Raw genomic sequence first — 14,609 nt, 5'->3', positions numbered from 1 at the left:
GGGCGCGGGGCCGCTCGGTGGCTGCTGCATAATCGCAGGCAGTTCAAAGGGGAGGGGAACCCACGATGACCGGACATATATGCCCGGAGTGCGGCGGCGAGCGGGCCGCGAGACCCGGGGCGGGATGCGCCTGCGGTGCCACCGGCACGGAGCCGCTCACCGGACGGGACGCCCGTACCGCGGAGATGGCGGCCGCCGAGGACTTCGACCCGTTGAGGATCCGGCCGTACGTGAAGCTGGACGGCGAGAGCCGGGACGACGGCGGTGCCCCCGGGGCGGCGGCCACGACGATGCCGCTCTTCCTGGACGGGGTCCGGGAGGAGCGTCCGCGGCCGGACACCGCCACCGCCGCGGACGAGACCCGCCGTCGCTCGGCGGCGGCGTACGCCGGCGGCGGACCGGACCCCGTACGCCCGCGGCGGCGCGGGCCGTTCGCCGTCCTCGCCGTGGGTGTGGCCGTGGCCGCGGTGGTGGGCACGGCGGCCTTCGCGAGCGGCATGTTCGAGGACGAGGACCAAGGCGGCACGGCGCTGCCCGAGTTCACCACGAGCGCGCCCGACGCGAGCGAGGAGCCTGCCGCGTCGGTGTCGCCCTCCGCGCCGGCTTCCGCCTCCGCCTCGCCGTCGGAGACGGCCGAGGCATCGCCGTCCGCCTCCCCCACTCCTTCGAGGAGCCCGTCGGCCTCGCCCACGGCCTCGGCGACCGCGTCCCCATCCGCCTCCGTGACCGCGGAGCCCTCCACGGTGTCCCCTTCCGCCGCACCGCCCGCCCAAGGACTGACCGGGGCGACGCTGCGACGCGGGGACCGCGGGGCGGAGGTCTCCGAGCTCCAGCGCAGACTGCAGGAGATCTGGGTCTACCGCGGCCCGGAGAGCGGTACGTACTCGGAGCAGGTGGAGCAGTCCGTCGCGGAGTACCAGCGGTGGGTGTCGCTGCACGGTGACCCGCCGGGCGTCTACGGCCCGGAGACCCGTCGGGCCCTGGAGTCGCAGACCACCGGGCAGGGACGCCGGGACTGACACGGCAAAGGCGCCTCGCGGCGGGCCCGACCCGCCCTGCCCAGCGGGATTGGCGTTTCGCGATCCCTTTTTGTATCGTGGAGGAACAAAGTAGCCTCCGCTCGTTCTCCCTGACCGGCGGGCGGGGCTACTTGTTTTTGTCTTCACCCGCAGCCGCCGCTGCGTCCCCCCGCGTTCTGGAGCATGCCCATGTCGGCCACCGTCCTCGAAGCCCGCGCCCTCCTGTTGGACATGGACGGGACCCTGGTCAATTCCGACGCCGTGGTGGAGCGCTGCTGGCGCCGCTGGGCGCTCGCGCAGGGACTGGACCCGGAGGAAGCACTCAAGGTCGTCCACGGCCGCCAGGGCTACGCCACGATGGCGGCGCTGCTCCCGGACCGCCCGATGGAGCAGAACTACGCGGAGAACCGGATCATGCTGGCCGAGGAGACCGCCGACACCGAGGGTGTCGTGCCCATCGGCGGCGCACCGGCCTTCATGGCGTCGATCGCCGCGCTCCCGCACGCGCTCGTGACCTCGGCCGACTCGGCGCTCGCCAGGGCTCGGATGACGGCCGCGGATCTGCCCATGCCGCAGACCCGCGTCACGGCCGAGATGGTCGGCGCCAGCAAGCCCGACCCCGAGGGCTTCCTCAAGGGCGCCGCGGACCTGGGCTTCGCCCCCGCCGACTGCGTGGTGTTCGAGGACTCGGAGGCCGGGATCGCGGCCGGCCGGGCGGCGGGCATGCGCGTCGTGGGCGTCGGCCCGCGCGCGGCGGCGCTCTCCCCCGACGCCCACGTGTACGACCTGACGCAGCTCCGCGTGGAGGCCGGCGCCGACGGCTCGATCCTCCTGCACATCGACGCCCGGTAGGACCTGCCGCCGAAGGGCCGTCCCGGACCCGCCAGAGATCACGGGACAGCCCCGAGGCCCGCAGGGCCACCCCGGCCCCGAGCGGCCCGTACTGTCCCGCGTCCCGCCATCCACCGCACGGCACCGGGAACGCCCGCCGGGCGGCCCGACAGCGGCACTCACCCCCGATGCATCCGCCCCCGCGCGACCAGCTCCAGCACGAGCGCGACCGCGGCGGCCTGGACCGCCATCAGAGCCACCAGCACGAACAGCTGGACGGCGCCCGCCTCGACCGGCGAGGCGCCACCCAGCAGCATCCCGACGAAGGCCCCCGGCAAGGTCACCAGCCCCACGGTCCGGGTCTGGTCCAGCCCCGGCAGCAGCGCGTCCGAGGCGGCGGGCCGGGCGATCTCCAGCCGGGCGTCCCGGTCCGTCATCCCGAGAGCCAGTCCGGCCTCCACCTCCCCGTGCCGCGTGGTGAGTTCGTCCAGGGCGCGCCGCCCGCCGAGCACGGTCGCGGTGAGCGCGCCCCCGATGAGGATTCCGGTGACCGGGATGAGGGCGATGCCCCGCGTCGGCAGCAGCCCCGTGAGCAGCAGCAGCGCGATCACCGGCGCCACTCCCGCGCCGATCGGCAGTGCGGCCCACCACCAGGTGCCGTTGGGGGTGACGCGGCGCCCCGCCGTCCGTACCGCGACCGCGAACATCAGCCCCAGGAAGCCCAGCAGGGCCCCCAGGTGGTGCACGACCCAGCCGATGAGCAGGGAGACGACGGCCAGTTGGACCGCCGCGCGCACCCCGGCGACAGCGATCTCACGGGACCTTCCCAGCGAGGCCCAGGCGGCGACGGCGACGGCGATGACCAGGAGTACGGCGAGTACGACGCCGAGCGTGGGACCGACGGGAAGCAGCACTCCGACACCTTAGGACGCCCACGCGTCACGCCTGGCCGGGATACCGGCCCGTCAGGAACCCTGCTCGAACGGACTTCGGACGGGACGTCAGAGCTATTGTCCTACCTCTTGATGTGACGTGCGCATGTCGCCACTCTGTTACCTGGCGACCACCCCACCGAAACCAGGCGCCGTCACGCTGGCCTGGCCCCGAAGGCCGCTGCTCGACACCCCCACATCAAGGGAGCTCGCATGTCCGGTATCTACGCGCGTCGCATAGCCGTCGTCGCCGCCTCCGCCGCGCTCGCCGCCACGACGGGGCTGCTCACGGCCCCCACCGCCCAGGCCGCGATGCCCACCCCGATCGCCGCCTCGACCGCACGTACGTATCTGAGCCAGCTCACCGTCGCCACCGAGGGCTCCTCCTCCGGCTACAGCAGGGACAAGTTCCCGCACTGGATCACCCAGTCGGGCAGCTGCGACACCCGTGAGGTCGTGCTGAAGCGCGACGGCACCGGGGTCGTCCAGAACTCCTCCTGCTCCGCCACCTCCGGAAGCTGGTACTCGCAGTACGACGGAGCCACCTGGACCACCGCCTCCGACCTCGACATCGACCACATGGTCCCGCTCGCCGAGGCATGGCGCTCCGGGGCCAGCAGCTGGACCACGGCCCAGCGCCAGGCCTTCGCCAACGACCTGACGCGACCTCAGCTCATCGCGGTCACCGACAACGTCAACCAGTCCAAGAGCGACCAGGACCCCGCCGAGTGGCTGCCCTCGCGCACGGCCTACCGCTGCACCTACGCGCGCGCCTGGGTGCACGTGAAGCACTACTACGGCCTGAAGGTCGACTCCGCCGAGAAGAGCGCGCTGCAGTCCGTGCTGAACGGCTGCTGACCCGCCCGCCTCCCGGTCACCGCCGGACGGCCCCGCCCTCCTCCGTCGCCGTTCCGTACCCTACGGAGCCATCGTTCACGGCGACGCGAGGAGGGCACACATGGCCGGGCTACGCCTGGGACCACTGCTGAGGTACGTCGACTGGGAATCCGGCTCCCGGGCGACGGTCTGGGTGGAGGCGACCAGACCCTGCACGGCGGAGGTCCGCTGCGAGGACGGGGCGGCCGGCACCGCCCCCACCTTCGCGGTCGAGGGCCACCACTACGCCCTCGTGGTGGTGACCGGCCTGACCCCCGGCGCGACCACGGCCTACGAGGTGCTGCTCGACGACCGCCGCGTCTGGCCGCCCGAGGACTCCCGCTTCCCGCCGAGCACCATCTCCGCCCCCGCGCCGGAGCGGGCCGGGGCGGATCCGGTGCGGGTCGCCTTCGGCTCGTGCCGCTGGGCGGCCCCGCCCGGCCACGGGTACGGCCCCTCGCCGGAGTCCCGGCCGCACCCCGGCGGCGCGGACCCCATCGGCCCCGACGCGCTCGACACCCTCGCGGCCGGCCTCGCCGCCGACCCCTCGGCCGTACGCCCGGACGTCCTCCTGCTCCTCGGCGACCAGGTGTACGCGGACGAGACCTCGCAGGCCACACGGAAACGGCTCGCCGCCCGCCGCGACCTGAGGGAGGCGCCGGGCGCCGAGGTCGCGGACTACGAGGAGTACACCCACCTCTACGACGAGTCCTGGCGCGACCCGGAGGTGCGATGGCTGCTCTCCACGGTGCCGAGCTGCATGATCTTCGACGATCACGACGTGATCGATGATTGGAACACCAGCGCCGCCTGGCTCCGGGACATGCGGAACACGCCCTGGTGGCACGAGCGGATCGTCAGCGGGCTCATGTCGTACTGGGTCTACCAGCACCTCGGCAACCTCTCCCCCGACGCCCTGGAGACCGACCCCGTCTACGCGGCGGTCCGCGCCACCCCGGACGGCACCGAGGCGCTGCGCGTCCACGCGGCGGAGGTGGACGCCGACCCGTCGCGGGCCCGGTGGAGCTACCGGCGTGTTTTCGGCCGAACCCGCCTCCTGATGGTGGACAGCCGGGCGGCCCGGGTCCTGGACGAGCAGCGGCGGTCGATCCTCCGCGAGGAGGAGGAGCGGTGGCTGAGCGAGGACGCGCTCTCCGACCCCGGCGCGTACGACCATCTGCTGATCGGCACGTCCCTCCCCTGGCTCCTGCCGCCCCTGATACACGAGGCGGAGAGCTGGAACGCCGCGCTCTGTCGCGGTGAGCGGGGTGAGCGGTGGGCGCGCGTCGGGGAGAAGGTGCGCCGGGCCGGTGACCTGGAGCATTGGGCCGCCTTCCCGGAATCCTTCCGCCGCCTCTCGGAGCTGCTGAGAGAAGTGGGATCCGCTTCGGACGCACCTGCGACGATATGCGTCCTTTCGGGCGATGTGCACCACGCCTACATCGCCGAGCCACAGTGGCCCGGCTCCACCCCTGACGACACTCCGTCCTCGCGCATCCTTCAACTGACCTGCTCCCCCGTCCACAACTCCGTCCCCGGATACATGCGCGTCGGCTTCCGTTTCGGCTGGAGCCGGGCGGGCCGCCGGCTCGGGCGCGCGCTGGCGCTCCACGGACGCACGGAGCGCCTCGGGATGCGCTGGCGCAAGGAGGGCGGCCCCTGGTTCGGGAATCAGCTGATGACCCTCACGCTGCATGGCCGAAAAGCCGCGCTGACATTGGTTCAGGCCAAAGCAAGGACGCCTGGAGCGCAGCTCGAGACGATCCTGGAGCGCCGACTCACCCCCAACGACTGATCGCTTTTCGGCCAGTCCACAGACTGTTGAACTTGCAAGCACAAGTGAGGTGAACCTAACCTGTGGCGTTCCTGAGTGGTTCTCGTCCCCAGACCCAAGGAGCCCCACCTCCATGTCCACGCAACTGAATCGGGCACAGCCCTACGCACTCGGACTCTTCCGGGTCGTCATAGGTTTCCTCTTCGCATGCCACGGCGCCGCCTCCCTCTTCGGGGTCCTCGGCGGCTCCATGGGCGGCGGCACCGTACCGGCCGGCACATGGCCTGGCTGGTACGCGGCCGTCATCCAGCTCGTCGGCGGCACCCTGGTCGCACTCGGCCTCGGCACCCGCGCCGCCGCGCTCGTCTGCTCCGGGTCCATGGCGTACGCGTACTTCAAGGTGCACCAGCCCGAGTCCCTGTTCCCCCTGCAGAACGGCGGCGAGGCATCGGCGGTCTTCTGCTGGGCCTTCCTGCTCCTCGTCTTCACCGGCTCCGGCGCCGTGGCCCTGGACCGGCTGTTCTCCTCCCGCGGCGACGCGGTGCCCGGGGGCGAGCGCGAGCCCGCACCCGAGAAGGCCCGGGCCGTCTCGGCCTGACCGGCGCGCTCCCGACGGCCCCGGCCACCTCCGCTCCGAGGGTGACCGGGGCCGTTCCGCGTGAGCTGCACAACATCGGCCCCACGCCCGGCGAATACCGGGTGAACGACGTCAGCCGCAGGCGTACGCTGTACAGCTGGACCTGCCGCCCCTGCCGCTCCCCTGCGTCGTCGCGGCGCTGACACGTCGGATGGGACGGGGAGTAGAAGTGCTCGAGAGTGTGGGCGCGCTGACAGGCAGCCCATGGATCTACGCGGCGGTCGCCCTCTCGGTGCTCCTGGACGTCTTCCTGCCGGTGCTGCCCAGCGGCGTACTCGTGATCACCGCCGCCACGGCTGCCGCGGCCGGCACGACCTCCGTCACCGCCTCGGCGGCCGCCGCGAGCACGGCCTCGGTCACCGCTGCGGCCGGCGAGGCCTCGAGGCAGGTGCCGTCGCTCCTGGTCCTGACACTCTGCGCGGCGACAGCCTCGGTCCTCGGCGACCTCGTCGCCTACCGTCTCGCCTGGCGCGGCGGTGAGCGCCTCGACCGGGCGATCGCGCGGTCCCGCAGGCTCACCTCGGCGCAGGAACGTCTCGGCGCCGCACTGAGCCGGGGCGGGGGCGCGCTCGTCGTCGTCGCCCGGTTCGCCCCGGCGGGCCGCTCCGTCGTCTCCCTGGGCGCGGGCGCGGCTCACCGCAAGGCGAAGGAGTTCGTCCCGTGGTCGGCCGTGGCGGGTCTGGCCTGGGCCGTCTACAGCGTGGGCCTCGGCTACTTCGGCGGCCAGTTCCTGGGCGCCGGCTGGCTGGGCACGGCGATCTCCGTACTCGCGCTCTTCCTGGCGGGCGCCCTCGCGGCGGTCGTCGTACGCCGGCCCGCCGACGCGGCGTCGGCACAGCCCGCCGGAGTCACGGCCGGAACCTGACGGCCCTGGTCACCACCTCCGGCCACTCGTGGCCGGACCGGGGGCAGCTCTCAGGTCCGCGCGGAAGCACCCCGCACCTCGAGTCCGTCCAGCAGTCGCTGGGTGGCCTCGGTGATCTCTTCGACCGCACGGTCGAAGACCTCCTGGTTGTGCGCCGCGGGCGCACGGAAGCCGGAGACCTTGCGCACGTACTGCAGGGCGGCGGCTCTCATGTCCTCCTCGGTGGCCTCTTCGGGGATGGCGGGCGGACGAAGCGTCTTGATACTGCGGCACATGCCTCCAGTGTGAGGCGTCCCACTGACAACGCACCCGAGAACCCCGCGTCCCCGTGTCGGAACGAGGGCGGTGGTGGCAGCCGGTCGCCCTCGGCCGCCCCCGCGGCAGCTCACTCCCTCCCGAACGCCGGGAGGACGCAACTTCCGTCGAGCACCGCCTGCCCCGGGACATGCAGCCTCATCACCGCACGGAAGGCCCCGGGCGGCACCGGCAGCCAGTTCGCCGCCGCCCGGGGATCCCCGGGCGGGGAGACGGAGAGGTGCAGCGTCAGCGAACCGTCGGCGCCGTACGCGAGCCCCGGTGTCCGGCTCCCGACCGCGAAGCGCCCGGCCGTGTCGGCGACGAGACGGCCGCCGGGGCTGTCGTACACCGTCAGCGACCAGAACGCCCGGACCGGGGGCGGCGGCGCGAGGCGCAGTACGTAGGCGTGGGCGCCGGACAGCGGTTGGCCGCCCGAGTCGCGTGCGGTGGTCGCGTACACCGCTTCGTACCCGTGCGGCAGTCGGTGCCCTCGTCGAGCCGCCACCGCCCTGACCAGGTAGGACGCCTCCCGGTCGGCGATCTTCCACTCCGGGGCGGCGAGTGTCCCGACGCCCAGGTGGTCCACGTTGTGGTCCCGCAGGTGCCCGATCGTCCGCCACGAGCCGTACGGACCCGCAGGCATGGAGACCACCCGTCTCGCCGCCTCCTCCACCCGCAGCCGGCCGAGCGCGAGCCCCCGCCCGAGAGCGCGCACCAGACCGGGACCGGCCGACACGTACGGGGAGACACCCTCCTCCAGGAGCCCCAGCGGCTGGAAACGGTCCTGATAGGCGCGGTCGGCGGCCGAAGCCGGGAAGTCGGCCATCCACACCCGGAGTTCCTCGAAGAACCGCAGCTCCCGCGGCACACCGGACTCCGGCGCGGGGAGCCCCGTCCGGTGTGCCCGGTCCCCCAGGTGCGTGAGCGTGAACTCCTGCTGGAGCGCCCGCACCCGGGGCATGTCCCCCGGGCCGTCGCAGGCGAGGTGCCCGACGACGGACACGACGGAGGTGGGGGCGTCGATCACCCCCGACAACTCGTCGGGCACGGTGCCGGACCATCCCGGCGGCACGATCAGCCAGTCCCCCTTCCCGGTGCCGGTGGCCCGGGAACCGAGATAGGCGAACGAGTTGCTCCAGGCGTCCGTGAAGCGGAGCACGTAGTACGCCCCGCCGGTGTCGGGGACGTGCAGTCTGACCGGCCCCCCGGAGAGGTCGAGCTGGGCGAGCGCGTCCACCAGGTCGGCCGGGGCGTACGGCACGGGTGTACCGGGCGTGGCCGGCCCGTCGGCGTGGGCGAAGGCGTTGAACGGCGCGGGGGCCGTCGAGCCGTACCCCTCCTGAAGGCAGGACTGGACGAAGTGCAGCGTGCGCACGAGCGGCGACCCGTAGACGTACGCGTCGGCGGCCAGCGCCGTCACGGCGTCCGGTTCCCTGCCGCCCGGTCCCAAGGTCACGTCAGACGACCGGCTTCGCCCGGTGGGCGCACAGGGCCCAGATCACGAAGGCGTCGATCGCGATCGAGATGACCGCCCACACCGGCTGGTACGGCAGCCACACGAAGTTGACGACGATGTTGAGGGCCGCAAGCCCGACACCGACCCCCCAGGCCCAGGCCGCGCCCTGCAGGATGCCCCACCCCACGAACACCAGCACCACGCCGAGGACCAGGTGGACCCAGCCCCAGGCAGTGACGTCGAAGGCGAAGGTGTAGTTGCTGACGCGCGTGTACACCTCGTCGGACGCGATCCCCGCGATCCCCTTCACGACGGCGAGAATGCCGTCCACGAGCAGCAGTACCCCCGCGAACATCACACCGCCGGCCGCCCAGGGACCACCGGGGTCCCGGGCCGGTGACCGCGAGGAGTCGGGTGCGGGCGCTGAATGGGTCATGGATCTTCCTCCGCTCGACGGACCGCCCGCACTGCCGCGGGCAGATCCGACCCTCCGCGACACCCGGTCCGCCCACGACCCCGACGCACCCGAACAGGTGACGGGAGGCCGGTGGACGGTCACCGCCCGATACGCCCGCGGCCCGCGGCGGAACCGGCGACGGGGCCAGGGCAGGCTGCGGCGCACCCGGTCGGTCGGCCCTCACCCCCAGGTGTCGAGGTCACCGCCCCGCCACTCGATCAGCTCCGGCTGGTCCAGATCGATCTCCTCGGCACCTCCGTCGAGACCCGCGTGCCGCAGGAAGGACGCCACGTCCCCGCGCCCGTGCGCCAGCCCCACGATCTGCCCCCGCACGGTCACCCTCCGGCCGCCGTTGGCCGAAGGCGGATACACGATCACAGGAGGATGTCCGGACATGCCTCCACGGTCCCCCGTGCCCCGCCCGCTCGCATCCCGGGACCTGCCCCGCCAGGCACGCCGCCGTCCACCGAGGTCGTGGCGCCTCACGCGGAACGCCACGGGCCGCACGCGTCCCGCGCGTCCCGCGCTAGGGTCTCCCGCATGAGTGCCGCCATAGCCGCCATGATCACCGCGGTCTTCGGAGTGCTCGGCACCCTGTTCGCCCCGGTGATCACGGGCCGTACCGCCCGGCGGCAGCGTACGGCTGAGCTCCGGGCGGAGGAGCACCGGCGGTTCCTCGACGAGCGACGGGCGTCGTACATCGCTATGAACCGGGCGACCGGCCACTTCCACACCCTCCTCAAGGACGCCCTGCACCGCGTACGCGACGGGGTCTACACCGACGAGGACCGGACCGCGCTCGAGGAGGCCCGGCGCGACTACCGGGACCGCTACGCGGAGGCCCAGATGATCGTCCCCGGCACCGTTCTCGCCGCTTCCCGGGAGCTGAACGTCGTCCTGGCTGGAACGGACGCCGCGCTCAAACGCATCGACCGCGGGCCGGCCCGGGACGGCGAGACCGCGGAGCGGCTGCTCCTGGACATCAAGGCGGCCGACCCGAAGCTCGCGGCGCTCCACCGTGTGATGCGCGAGAACCTGGGCATCCGCGACTGACCCGGCACGGCTACCCAGGACGTCACCATCCCGGTCCGGACCACCCCGGTCCGGGCGGACCGGAGCGGAGGAACCGGTGAAGGCAGGCAGCAGCCGCGGAGTGCTGGGAGTCGTGGGTACAGCGGCCGACGGGGTCGAGGAACTCCGTACCGGGCTGGTCGAACCGGCCGTCGCCCTGGGCTGGCAGGTCGCCGTCACCCTCACTCCGAACGCCGGCCGGTGGCTGAGGGCCGACGGCGAGCTCGACCGGCTGGAGTCACTCACCGGCCTGCCGGTACGCGACACCCCCCGGCTGCCTGCCGAGCCCCGCCCACACCCGGTGGCCGACCGCTGGATCGTGGCACCGGCGAGCGCGAACTACGTGGCCAAGCTCGCCACGGGCATCGCGGACAACCAGGCCCTCACCCAGGTGAGCGAGGCACTGGGGACGATCGGCGTCCCCGTCGTGCTCTTCCCGCGCATCAACGCGGCACACGCCCGGCACCCGGCGTGGGAAGGGCACATCGAGGCGCTCCGAAGGGCGGGCGTGGAGCTGGTGTACGGGGCGGACGTCTTCCCCCTGTACGAACCCCGCCAGGAGCCGGCCGCCCGTCGGCTCCCGTGGGCTACGATCCTCGATCGCGTGGGCACCCCGGCAGGCTGACCGGGGACGCGGACAGATGGGCGGAGTGGGGATGTCGGGCAGAGTCACAGCGGTGAGCAGCGACCCGGCTTACGGATTCAGCAAGCCCCGCCGCGCGTCCGTGACCCTGCTGGCCGGCCTCGGCGTCGAAGGGGACGTCCACGCGGGCCGGACGATCCGCCACCAGTTCCGCATGACCTACGAGCCCGACCTGCCCAACCTGCGCCAGGTGCACCTGATGCACGAGGAGCTCTTCGACGAACTCGCTCTCAAGGGCTACTCGGTCGCTCCGGGCGAGCTGGGCGAGAACATCACCACCCGGGGCATCGACCTCCTCTCCCTTCCCACAGGGACCCTGCTGCACCTCGGCGAGCAGGCGGTGGTGGAGGTGACGGGTCTGCGGAACCCCTGTTCCAAGATCAACGATTTCCGGCCCGGCCTGCTCACGGAGATGTTCGCCCTCGACCCGGCGTCTGGCGACTTCACCTTCAAGTCCGGCATCATGGCCGTGGTCCGCACCGGCGGCCCGGTGCGGCCGGAGGACACCGTCGCCGTCGAACTCCCGCCGGGACCGCACCGCCCGCTGGAACGCGTCTGACGGGTCGCGGCGAGCGATCAGCACGTGGCAGGTCTCCGGCGCCATGGCTCGGCACGTCGCGGGGCGATGAGTTCCACCGCTGTCAGCAGTCTTTACCTCCGAGGACGAACCACCACAACGGTGACACATCGCACCGTGAGCCACCGCACCGAGGAGCCGTCATGACCGCCACCTACACCTTCGACATCTTCTCCAGCCTCGACGGCTTCGGGGCGGCCGGTGGCGACTGGACCGGCTACTGGGGCAAGCAGGGCCCGGAACTCCTCGACCACCGTTTCGCGCTGTACGGCGAGGAGCAGCGGATGGTCCTCGGCGCAAACACCTACCGGCTGTTCGCCCGGATGCTGGCCGAGAGCACCGAGGACTCTGATGTGCGCGACCCCTGGGTCACGCGGATGCGGAACCTGCCCATGACGGTCGTGTCGTCCACCCTGGAAGGCCCCCTCGACTGGCCGGACGCGACCATCGCGAAGGGCGACGCCGTCGACGTCGTGAGGCGGCTGAAGAAGGACTCCGAGGTGCCGCTGCGCTCACACGGCAGCCTGGCCATGAACCGCGCCCTGATGGCGGCCGGCCTCGTCGACCGCGTCCAGGTGACCCTCTTCCCCGTCATCACCGGCAGGTCCGGCCTGGACCCGGTATTCCAGGGAGCAGCCGACTTCGACCTGGAACTCATCGAGCACCGCACGCTCGACGACCACATCCAGGAACTCGTCTACCGCCCCACCCTGCACGCCTGAGCCCGAGCCGGGCTCCCGGCCGCCCACGGCCCGACCGGTCTCAGCCGTTCAGGAACGCGCTCCGCACCTCGAAGCCCTCAGTAACGGAACCTCGCGGTGCGACCCTCGACATGGATCAGGAAGTCTCCGATCACCTCCGCGCCGGTGACCGATACCAGAGACAGGCTGAGAGCATCGACGGCCTCCAGCGCGCTGATCATCTCGTCCTCATCCCCCTCTCGTCCACCGCCTTGGTCCACGCCTCGACGGTGGGCCGCGAGGCTCCCCAGGCCGAAGTCGCACGGAACCTGCACACGAACCAGGGCTGGTCCACCTGCGCGACCACCAGGGTGCCCAGGTGTACGCCCTGCCGCATCAACGACCACGAAGGTCCTGCCGCGGGCGCACCTGCGGGAATCCTGTCGCTCAAGATGCTCGGCCCAACTTGTCTTCATCTGCAAGGGGCTCGAAGACACCATCCCGGCTGATCCCCCCTTTGATCACGATGAGAAGCGTAGAAGGTGGCGCTGACATTGACCGCTCCCTGACGTACCGATCAGTTCACCGTCGTTCGACGGTCCACCCAGGGACGACCGTTCCCACCTCAGGAGTGCCATGTCCACCATCCAGCCAGTAATCATCACAGCCGACCAGAACCCCCTGGTGGCCTTCTACACAAACCTGTTCGGCGCCGAGGAGATCTTCCGGGTGCCGGCGGAGGGACCGCCGTTCTACTTCGGCCTCCGCATCGGCGACACCGACCTCGGCCTGGTGACCAAGAAGAACCCAGGGGCTGTGGGGGCACCGCGGATGCTGCTCAGCATCGGGGTCGATGACGTCGACGAGACGCTGGGCCGGGTGACGGCGCTGGGCGGCTCGGTCAGCGACGGCCCCAATGACATGCCGTGGGGGCAGCGCGTCGCACACATCAAGGACCCCGACGGCAACCCGGTGAACCTCACCCAGCCGATCCCGGTTCGGTGACACCCTGCCGGTGTCGCTGTTGAATCCAGCAATGGCGGATGCCGGATTCTCGTCCAACCCTGCTACGGCCGACAGTACGCCGACGGGGCAACGCCTGGCTGCGGATTCCTCCCGATGCTCACGTAAGCGGGGTGTTCGGGATCGCCAACTTCCATGAGAGCGAAGAGATCGAGCTCATGTCTTGCGAATCTGTGGAGGAACTGGAGGAAGAGCTCCAGTTCTTCTCCTGACAGCGGCTCGTCATGTCTCTCGTGGCGCACACGATCACACTATCGATCCGAAACGGTTTGGGTTCTGGGTCGTTGGTGGTGTGTGCGCGATCTGGTGGGGGACGCGCGGCATCTGTCGCCGTCGGCGCGGGAGGCCCTGCGGTTGCGGGCTGTGGCCGCGTTGGTGGCGGGGCGGGCCCGTGAGGATGTGGCGGCGGTGTTCGGGGTGTCGCTGAAGGCAGTCGACGGGTGGTGGGCGAAGTGGCAGGCCGGTGGCCGGGAGGCGCTGGTCATGCAGCAGGCGGGGCAAGCCGGTCGGGGTGCACCAGGTGCTCGGGGAGGCCGAGCAGGCTGCCGTGCGGCAGGCGGTCCTCGATCACCAGCCCTGCGACGTGGGCTTGAGTGGGCGGTTGTGAACGCGACGGCTGGTGGGTGAGCTGATCGCGAAGCTGTACCGGGTACGGATGACCGAACCGGGCCTGGCAAGTACCTCAGACGATGGGGGCTGTCTTTCCAGCGCCCGGACAAGCGGGCCGTCGAGCAGGACCCGGAGGCAGTCGCGCGCTGGCATGCTGAGACCTGGCCGCGGATCCGTGCGAAGGCGAAGGCCGAGGGCGGCGAGATCCTCTTTGCCGATCAGGTCGGCATCCGCTCCGATCAGGTCACCGGCCGAACCTGGGGTGAGAAGGGGAAGACTCCGATCGTGCGCAGGTCCGACAACCGGTTCTCGGTGAACGCGATGTCCGCGATCAGCACCAAGGGCCGGATGCACCTCATGGTCTTCACCGAGAGCTGCACCACCGAGGTGATGTGCCGCTTCATCGACCGGCTCGCCGGCCACTTCGAGACCAAGGTCCACCTCGTTGTCGACGGACACTCCGCCCACCGGTCCAAGAAGGTCCGCGACTGGCTCGCCGCCCACCCCGACGACGTAGAGCTGCACTTCCTGCCCCCGTTCTCGCCCGAGCTGAACCTCGACGAGTTGGTCAATGCCGACCTCAAGTACAGCCTGCCCCGGCAGCACCGAGCCCGGAACCAGGACGAACTCTCCGCGGAAACCCGCCGCTTCTTCTGCCGACGACAACGTCAGCCACACACCGTCCGCGGCTACTTCGGCGGTCCACACATCCGCTACATCCTGGGCGAGAACCCGATGAGCTTCTGATCAGTACGCTGTGGCCCACGGCCATCACCTGATCTTCGTTTGTCGAAACAACTCACGATGATCAACGATGGCCGTTCCCATCGGAGCCCGACCTCACTCAGCACGATCAGGCCCA

The 14,609-nt window shown here is 71.5% G+C and carries 19 protein-coding genes; 13 read left to right on the top strand and 6 right to left on the bottom strand.

Annotation, left to right across the window (positions count from 1 at the left end):
• The first annotated feature begins 65 nt into the window (after nt 1-65).
• Together ACGFNN_RS03440 and ACGFNN_RS03435 are read left to right on the top strand one after the other, a co-directional pair.
• A complete protein-coding gene (locus tag ACGFNN_RS03440) occupies nt 66-1,019 on the top strand; it encodes a peptidoglycan-binding protein (protein WP_393552423.1) in 954 nt (317 codons plus the stop codon).
• Nucleotides 1,020-1,208: 189 nt separating this feature from the next.
• Nucleotides 1,209-1,871 carry an HAD-IA family hydrolase gene (locus ACGFNN_RS03435; RefSeq protein ID WP_393552420.1) on the top strand — a complete coding sequence of 221 codons (663 nt, stop codon included), beginning with the start codon at nt 1,209-1,211 and terminating at the stop codon, nt 1,869-1,871.
• 158 nt (nt 1,872-2,029) lie between these two features.
• On the opposite strand, the gene ACGFNN_RS03430 is transcribed toward ACGFNN_RS03435, so the two are convergent.
• Complete coding sequence (locus ACGFNN_RS03430; protein ID WP_393552417.1) at nt 2,030-2,764, bottom strand: ABC transporter permease; 735 nt, start codon at nt 2,762-2,764, stop codon at nt 2,030-2,032.
• A gap of 231 nt (nt 2,765-2,995) precedes the next feature.
• On the opposite strand from ACGFNN_RS03430, the gene ACGFNN_RS03425 reads away from it, so the two are divergent.
• From ACGFNN_RS03425 to ACGFNN_RS03410, 4 genes are all read left to right on the top strand, one after another.
• Nucleotides 2,996-3,640, top strand: coding sequence for an HNH endonuclease family protein (locus tag ACGFNN_RS03425; RefSeq protein WP_393552414.1), 645 nt, complete (start codon nt 2,996-2,998; stop codon nt 3,638-3,640).
• Nucleotides 3,641-3,740: 100 nt separating this feature from the next.
• Complete coding sequence (locus tag ACGFNN_RS03420) at nt 3,741-5,453, top strand: alkaline phosphatase D family protein (RefSeq protein ID WP_393552411.1); 1,713 nt, start codon at nt 3,741-3,743, stop codon at nt 5,451-5,453.
• A gap of 112 nt (nt 5,454-5,565) precedes the next feature.
• Nucleotides 5,566-6,030, top strand: coding sequence for a DoxX family protein (locus ACGFNN_RS03415; protein WP_393552408.1), 465 nt, complete (start codon nt 5,566-5,568; stop codon nt 6,028-6,030).
• Between the two features lie 208 nt (nt 6,031-6,238).
• Nucleotides 6,239-6,934 (top strand): DedA family protein, encoded by a 696-nt coding sequence (locus ACGFNN_RS03410; RefSeq protein WP_393552405.1) that lies wholly within the window; start codon nt 6,239-6,241, stop codon nt 6,932-6,934.
• Nucleotides 6,935-6,984: 50 nt separating this feature from the next.
• On the opposite strand, the gene ACGFNN_RS03405 is transcribed toward ACGFNN_RS03410, so the two are convergent.
• From ACGFNN_RS03405 to ACGFNN_RS03390, 4 genes are all read right to left on the bottom strand, one after another.
• Nucleotides 6,985-7,209, bottom strand: a complete 225-nt coding sequence (locus ACGFNN_RS03405) for a DUF2277 domain-containing protein (RefSeq protein ID WP_362544019.1) — start codon at nt 7,207-7,209, stop codon at nt 6,985-6,987.
• Between the two features lie 110 nt (nt 7,210-7,319).
• Nucleotides 7,320-8,687, bottom strand: coding sequence for a DUF1254 domain-containing protein (locus ACGFNN_RS03400; RefSeq protein WP_393552402.1), 1,368 nt, complete (start codon nt 8,685-8,687; stop codon nt 7,320-7,322).
• A gap of 1 nt (nt 8,688) precedes the next feature.
• Nucleotides 8,689-9,123 (bottom strand): hypothetical protein, encoded by a 435-nt coding sequence (locus ACGFNN_RS03395; protein ID WP_393552399.1) that lies wholly within the window; start codon nt 9,121-9,123, stop codon nt 8,689-8,691.
• 201 nt (nt 9,124-9,324) lie between these two features.
• Entirely contained in the window at nt 9,325-9,540 is a 216-nt protein-coding gene (locus ACGFNN_RS03390; protein ID WP_362544028.1) for a hypothetical protein, read from the bottom strand.
• 144 nt (nt 9,541-9,684) lie between these two features.
• On the opposite strand from ACGFNN_RS03390, the gene ACGFNN_RS03385 reads away from it, so the two are divergent.
• The 4 genes from ACGFNN_RS03385 (at nt 9,685) to ACGFNN_RS03370 (ending at nt 12,157) form a co-directional block, all read left to right on the top strand.
• Nucleotides 9,685-10,197 (top strand): hypothetical protein, encoded by a 513-nt coding sequence (locus tag ACGFNN_RS03385; protein ID WP_393552396.1) that lies wholly within the window; start codon nt 9,685-9,687, stop codon nt 10,195-10,197.
• 76 nt (nt 10,198-10,273) lie between these two features.
• Nucleotides 10,274-10,840: a flavoprotein gene (locus tag ACGFNN_RS03380; RefSeq protein ID WP_393552393.1), complete on the top strand. Its 567-nt coding sequence runs from the start codon at nt 10,274-10,276 to the stop codon at nt 10,838-10,840.
• A gap of 31 nt (nt 10,841-10,871) precedes the next feature.
• A complete protein-coding gene (locus ACGFNN_RS03375) occupies nt 10,872-11,417 on the top strand; it encodes an MOSC domain-containing protein (protein WP_393552391.1) in 546 nt (181 codons plus the stop codon).
• A gap of 161 nt (nt 11,418-11,578) precedes the next feature.
• Complete coding sequence (locus tag ACGFNN_RS03370) at nt 11,579-12,157, top strand: dihydrofolate reductase family protein (protein ID WP_393552388.1); 579 nt, start codon at nt 11,579-11,581, stop codon at nt 12,155-12,157.
• Nucleotides 12,158-12,234: 77 nt separating this feature from the next.
• Here ACGFNN_RS03370 and ACGFNN_RS03365 read toward each other — a convergent pair whose 3' ends face one another.
• Nucleotides 12,235-12,357: a hypothetical protein gene (locus ACGFNN_RS03365; protein WP_393552385.1), complete on the bottom strand. Its 123-nt coding sequence runs from the start codon at nt 12,355-12,357 to the stop codon at nt 12,235-12,237.
• Between the two features lie 394 nt (nt 12,358-12,751).
• Between ACGFNN_RS03365 and ACGFNN_RS03360 the strand changes: the two genes are divergently transcribed.
• From ACGFNN_RS03360 to ACGFNN_RS03350, 3 genes are all read left to right on the top strand, one after another.
• Complete coding sequence (locus tag ACGFNN_RS03360) at nt 12,752-13,120, top strand: VOC family protein (RefSeq protein WP_393552382.1); 369 nt, start codon at nt 12,752-12,754, stop codon at nt 13,118-13,120.
• 153 nt (nt 13,121-13,273) lie between these two features.
• Nucleotides 13,274-13,765 (top strand): helix-turn-helix domain-containing protein, encoded by a 492-nt coding sequence (locus ACGFNN_RS03355; RefSeq protein ID WP_393552379.1) that lies wholly within the window; start codon nt 13,274-13,276, stop codon nt 13,763-13,765.
• A gap of 69 nt (nt 13,766-13,834) precedes the next feature.
• Nucleotides 13,835-14,494, top strand: a complete 660-nt coding sequence (locus tag ACGFNN_RS03350; protein WP_393552908.1) for an IS630 family transposase — start codon at nt 13,835-13,837, stop codon at nt 14,492-14,494.
• Nucleotides 14,495-14,609 lie beyond the last annotated feature (115 nt).

Origin of the sequence: Streptomyces sp. NPDC048590, from assembly GCF_043199535.1 — a bacterium.
Classification (GTDB): Bacteria; Actinomycetota; Actinomycetes; order Streptomycetales; family Streptomycetaceae; genus Streptomyces.
The sequence above is the reverse complement of the archived record's forward strand: the minus strand, read 5'-3'. Positions and strand labels throughout refer to the sequence as shown.